Origin of the sequence: Actinophytocola sp. (assembly GCF_036002505.1) — a bacterium.
Taxonomy (GTDB): Bacteria; Actinomycetota; Actinomycetes; order Mycobacteriales; family Pseudonocardiaceae; genus DASYTH01.
Genome location: NZ_DASYTH010000457.1, coordinates 1 through 4,709, shown reverse-complemented (window position 1 = coordinate 4,709; position 4,709 = coordinate 1). Strand labels below are relative to the sequence as shown.

At 71.5% G+C, this 4,709-nt stretch carries 4 protein-coding genes and 2 pseudogenes; 5 read left to right on the top strand and 1 reads right to left on the bottom strand.

The genetic code is table 11. From position 1 onward, the window contains the following. Both VGR06_RS40220 and VGR06_RS40215 read left to right on the top strand, forming a co-directional pair. Window positions 1-373 (top strand): annotated as a pseudogene (locus VGR06_RS40220) (NAD(P)H nitroreductase); the annotation flags it as partial. A gap of 292 nt (window positions 374-665) precedes the next feature. Further along, the gene (locus VGR06_RS40215; RefSeq protein ID WP_414637433.1) at window positions 666-1,283 is read left to right on the top strand and encodes a hypothetical protein; all 618 of its coding nucleotides are present in this window, start codon (window positions 666-668) and stop codon (window positions 1,281-1,283) included. A gap of 256 nt (window positions 1,284-1,539) precedes the next feature. Here the strand turns inward: VGR06_RS40215 and VGR06_RS40210 are convergent, their stop codons facing one another. After that, window positions 1,540-2,166, bottom strand: a complete 627-nt coding sequence (locus tag VGR06_RS40210; protein WP_327564499.1) for a hypothetical protein — start codon at window positions 2,164-2,166, stop codon at window positions 1,540-1,542. Window positions 2,167-2,180: 14 nt separating this feature from the next. On the opposite strand from VGR06_RS40210, the pseudogene VGR06_RS40205 reads away from it, so the two are divergent. The 3 genes and pseudogenes from VGR06_RS40205 to VGR06_RS40195 all read left to right on the top strand — a co-directional run. Further along, window positions 2,181-2,636: pseudogene (locus VGR06_RS40205) on the top strand (hypothetical protein); the annotation flags it as partial. Between the two features lie 28 nt (window positions 2,637-2,664). Next, the gene (locus VGR06_RS40200) at window positions 2,665-3,387 is read left to right on the top strand and encodes a CBS domain-containing protein (protein ID WP_327564497.1); all 723 of its coding nucleotides are present in this window, start codon (window positions 2,665-2,667) and stop codon (window positions 3,385-3,387) included. Between the two features lie 52 nt (window positions 3,388-3,439). After that, the gene (locus VGR06_RS40195; RefSeq protein WP_327564496.1) at window positions 3,440-4,555 is read left to right on the top strand and encodes a site-2 protease family protein; all 1,116 of its coding nucleotides are present in this window, start codon (window positions 3,440-3,442) and stop codon (window positions 4,553-4,555) included. Window positions 4,556-4,709: the final 154 nt, after the last annotated feature.

Below are 4,709 nucleotides of genomic sequence, written 5' to 3'. Positions count from 1 at the left end.
GGCAACCGCGTTCCCGGTGCGCCAGTTCGCCCCCAGCCGCCTGCACACCTCGACGATTCCGTCCGAAGAGGACGGTGTGGGCACGCTGCTCGTGCTCGGCACCACCGACGACGACCGGACGGCCCGGCTGCGCGCCGGGGAGGCCGCCAGCGCCGTGCTGCTCACCGCTACCCGGATGCGGCTGGCCACCTGCCCGCTCACCCAGCCCCTGGAGGTCCCCGCCACCCGCGAGTCGGTGCGCACCGATGTGCTGCACGGTCAGCTGGTGCCGCAGCTCGTGCTCCGGATCGGGTGGCCCACCGACGAGCCGCACCCCACGCCGGCCACCACCCGCCGGCCGGTCGCCGACGTCGTGGACTGGGTCGTGCCCTGACCCGACGAAACCGGCCCGGAGCGGGTGCCGATCTGACAGCTGAGTGTTGGCGTGTTCTGCCTGCACCGGAATCATCCCGCTCCGAGCCGGTGCCGGTCGCCCGGCAACGAAATCGTGTCGTGGATGAGCGGACCCGGCCCAGAGCCCAAGGTCACCGCCGAACCGATCCCTTGGACTCCGCCGGCAAAGGCCGGTCACCGCGACCAACGCCCCTTCGGCCGGGGACCTTGGACTCCAGATGGTCAACGTGCCGCGACCCAGACTGAACCTGTCCGAAAGGAGGGCTCATCACATGTCAATCAAAGAGACTCCGCGCCCGAGCGCGAAGCACATTCCTGTTCAGCAGACGCCCAACGGGATGACGCCGCAGTCCGCCACCACGTCCACCGTGTCCACTGTGGCCGGCCGGCTGATCGCGGTCGTGCGGATCGGCCTCGGCCTGATCTTCGCGTGGGCGTTCGTCGACAAGCTGTTCGGCCTCGGCTACGCCACCGCGTCCAAGAGCGCCTGGATCGACGGCGGGTCGCCCACCAAGGGGTTCCTCGGCGGGCTCAAGCACGGCCCGTTCCAGTCGATGTTCACCTCGTGGGCCGGTGCCGCCTGGGCCGACTGGCTGTTCATGCTGGGCCTGGCCGGCATCGCCGTCGCCCTGCTGTTCGGCGTCGGCATGCGGATCGCGGCGGTCAGCGGCACGCTCCTGCTGCTGCTGATGTGGGCCGCGGAATGGCCGCTGGACCGGCACACCTCGACCGGCGAGCTGACCCGCTCCACCAACCCGATCCTCGACGACCACCTCATCTACGCGGTCATCCTGATCGCGCTCGCGGCCCTTTCCGCGGGGACGGTCTGGGGCCTCGGCAAGTGGTGGGCGAACCTCGGCTTCGTCCAGCGCAACCGCTGGCTGATCTGATCGCATGGTGATCGGTGACGCCGTAACGCACGCGGGACGCTCGGCCGGGTCCTTCCCGGCCTGAGCGTCCCGCGTGCGTTACCCGGCCCACCGCCGTCAGGGCCGATCAGCAGGTGTCCGGCATGGACGAAAGTCCTTAGCCGCAGGGACTGTCCGCCCTGCCCCGGCCCACCCGCGCGGTGGACGCTGCCTGACGGCACGACAGGGAGATGCGTCGCGGCGACCTGCTCAACCGACTTGTGTCCGATGTGGACAATCAGCAGGACGTGCTGGTGCGCGGCCTCGTCCCGGCGGCCTCGGCGGTGAACGTCGCCACCGGCACCGCGGTCGGGATCGGCCTGCTGCTCCCCGCGGCCGGCCTGGCCGTCCTCATCGGACTCGTCGCCGCCGGCCTGCTCGCGCCTGCACTGACCCTGATGGCGGCCAGAAAGGCCTTCCAGGCCACCCGCAGCCGCCGCGCCGCGCTGCACACCGTGGACACCGCGCTCACCCAGGCCCGGCGCCGCACCGCACTCGCCCGCGGCGCCGGCACGGCCGTGGGCACGCTGGCCATCGGCGCCACCACGCTGGCCCGCCTCATCCTCGACATCGCTGCGCTGCGCGCCGGCCGGCTGCCCGGACCCGAGTTCGCCGTCCTCGCCCTCACCCCGCTGGCCACCGCCGAACTCGTCGCCGGGCTGCCCGACGCCCGGCACAGCGCCACCCGCCTCGCCGAGCTGGACCGCACGCCCACACCCACCACCGAACCCATTGCCCCGCAACCCGTTCCGGAGCTCACCCGGCTCGCCACCCAGGAGCTGCCGGTCCGCTGGCCGGGCGCGGCGGCGCCGGCCGTCGCTGGGCTGACCCTGCACACCGACATCCACCGCGGCGTCGTGCTCACCGGGTCCCTCCGGCGCCGGCAAGAGCACCGCGCTCGCCGCGATCATGCGCCACCTCGACCCGTTCGGCGGCCGGATCCTGTTCGGCCACACCGACATCCGCACCCTCGACAGCGAGGCGGCCCGCGCCCGGATCGCCTGGTGCGGAGCCGGCACCCACCTGTTCGACAGCACGCTGCGCGAGAACCTGCTCCTCGCCCGGGCCGTTCTCGCCGACCGCCCGGTGCTGCTCCTCGACGAGCCCACCGCCCGGCTCGCCTCCGACCTGCACACCGTCATCCAGGACCGCGCGGCGGTGATCGTCACGCACCGCCCGGCCGACTTCCCAGACCTGCCCACCGTCACGCTCGCCGCAAGCTCGGGGGCCGCTGCACCACATATTCGCGTCCCGGATCCGATGGACGCCGACCGGGCACGAAGTCCCGCCGAACCGGGCCCCAAGCCACTGCTCCGCCGCGATCAGTGGTCATAGCGTCGAAAGTGGCACTACGGAGGTTGCGATGAAGCATCGGAAAATCAGGAACGTGATGACCACCGATGTGGCCACGGTGCGCGAAGGCACCCCGTTCAAGGAGATCGTCCGGGTGCTCGATCAGCGGGACGTGAGCGCGGTTCCGGTCCTCGACGCCGGCGGCCGGGTGATCGGTGTGGTGTCACACGCGGACCTGCTGCCCAAGCAGGGGGCGCAGGAACCGTCCGAGTCCCGGTCACTGCTGACCTGGCTGCGGGAGTACACCGAGCGGGACCTGGTCCAGGCGACCACCGCCGGGGAGCTGATGACCGCTCCGGCGCTCACGATCGGCCCGGAGGAGACCGTGGTGCACGCCGCCAGGCTGCTCGACCGGCACGGCGTCAAGCGGCTGCCGGTCGTGGACGACTCGGGGACGCTGGTCGGCATCGTCAGCCGCCGAGATCTTCTCGGTGTCTTTCTCCGCACGGACGAGGACATCGCCGAAGAGATCGGGCACGAGGTCTTCGAGCGCAACCTCGGTGTCGTGGTCAGCCCGGCCACCGTCACCGTCGAGGTGGTGGACGGCGTGGTGACCCTGCGCGGCGAGCTCGAACGCAGGAGCATGGTGCCGGTCGCGGAGGCCTTGGCCCGCCGGGTCGACGGCGTCGTGGATGTCCACGCCCACCTGACCTTCGCCCACGACGACACCCACATCCGCGTCCCCGCGCCGATGACGGTCGACATCACGCACGAGCCTTGGCTCAACCACTGACCAACCAGCGCGGTTGAGCCTGCACGCAACGAAAGTCAACAGGGAGGCCATCGTGAACGGCACCATCCCGCTCGGACGCTTCGCCGGCGTGCCGGTCCGCGCCCATCCGTCCGCCCTGATCATGGTGGTCGGGTTCACCGTCATGCTGGCCGTGGACACCCTGCCCTCGTTGACCGTCGCCAGTACCCCGGCCTACTGGCTGACCGCCGGCATCTTCGGGGTGCTGTTCGTCGGCTCGTTGCTGGCGCACGAGTTCGCCCACGCCGCGCTGGCCCGCCGGCTGGGCATACCGGTCGAGAGCGTCACCCTCTGGATGTTCGGCGGCGCAACGGCCCTCGGATACGATCCGCCCACTCCGGGAAAGGCGGCCGGGATCGCCGGCATCGGACCCGCGGTGAACGGCGGACTGGGTGTGGTTTCGTACGTTCTCGCCGCGGGACTCGGCCCGGACTGGCTGTCCGGCCTACCCACGGCCGGGCTGCTCGTGCTGACCGTGTTCAACCTTCTCCTGGCCGTCCTGAACCTCCTTCCCGGCGCTCCCCTGGACGGCGGCCGGTTGCTCCAGGCGTGGTTGTGGCACCGGTCCGGCGACCGCGCCCGCGCCACCGCCACGACCGCCGTGATCGGGCAGGGGCTCGGCGGCGGGCTCATCGGCTTCGGCACGGTGCTCTTGGTCAACCAGAACATCCTCGATGGCTTCTGGCTGCTCATGCTCGGCTCGTTCATCCTCGCGGCCGCGTCGGCAGAACGTGCGGCGCCGCCACGTGCAAGGGTCCCCGACGTCCCGGTCGGCCAGGTGATGACGGTCAACCCGATCATCGCGCCCGCCTGGTGGACGGTCGAGGAGTTCATCGGTCACCTGATCAACCATGGGTTCCCCTACCGGCTGTTCCCGGTGCGGGACGAGCAGGGAGCCCCGGTCGGCATGGTGACCAGGGGCGACCTGTTCGGCATCGAGCCGAGCCTGCGCCGCACCGTCCACGTGCGGGACATCACCCATCCCCTGGACAGCCGGTTCCTGGCCCGCCCGGACGAGCCCCTCGCCGCGGTCATCCGGCGCACACCCCTGCGACCCGCCCAGGACACCGTGATCGTCATCGACGACCGCGGACCCATCGGCGTTCTCACCGCGACCGATGTCCGCAGAACGTCCACCACGGCCGCGTGATGGACGCTGCCGGTGGGAACCGACTGCTGACCGCACCGCCGACCGTCGACAGTGGACTGCCTGCGGGGCGGGAGCTGTCCCCGCACGAGGTGTTCGCCGCGGCCGGGTCCGCACCGCGCGGGCTGACGTCGGCGGAGGCGGTGGTCCGGCTGGC

Bases quoted from the DNA above. Each gene is read 5' to 3' on its own strand.
- VGR06_RS40215 (WP_414637433.1), top strand. From the start codon at position 666: ATGTCAATCAAAGAGACTCCGCGCCCGAGCGCGAAGCACATTCCTGTT.
- VGR06_RS40200 (WP_327564497.1), top strand. From the start codon at position 2,665: ATGAAGCATCGGAAAATCAGGAACGTGATGACCACCGATGTGGCCACG.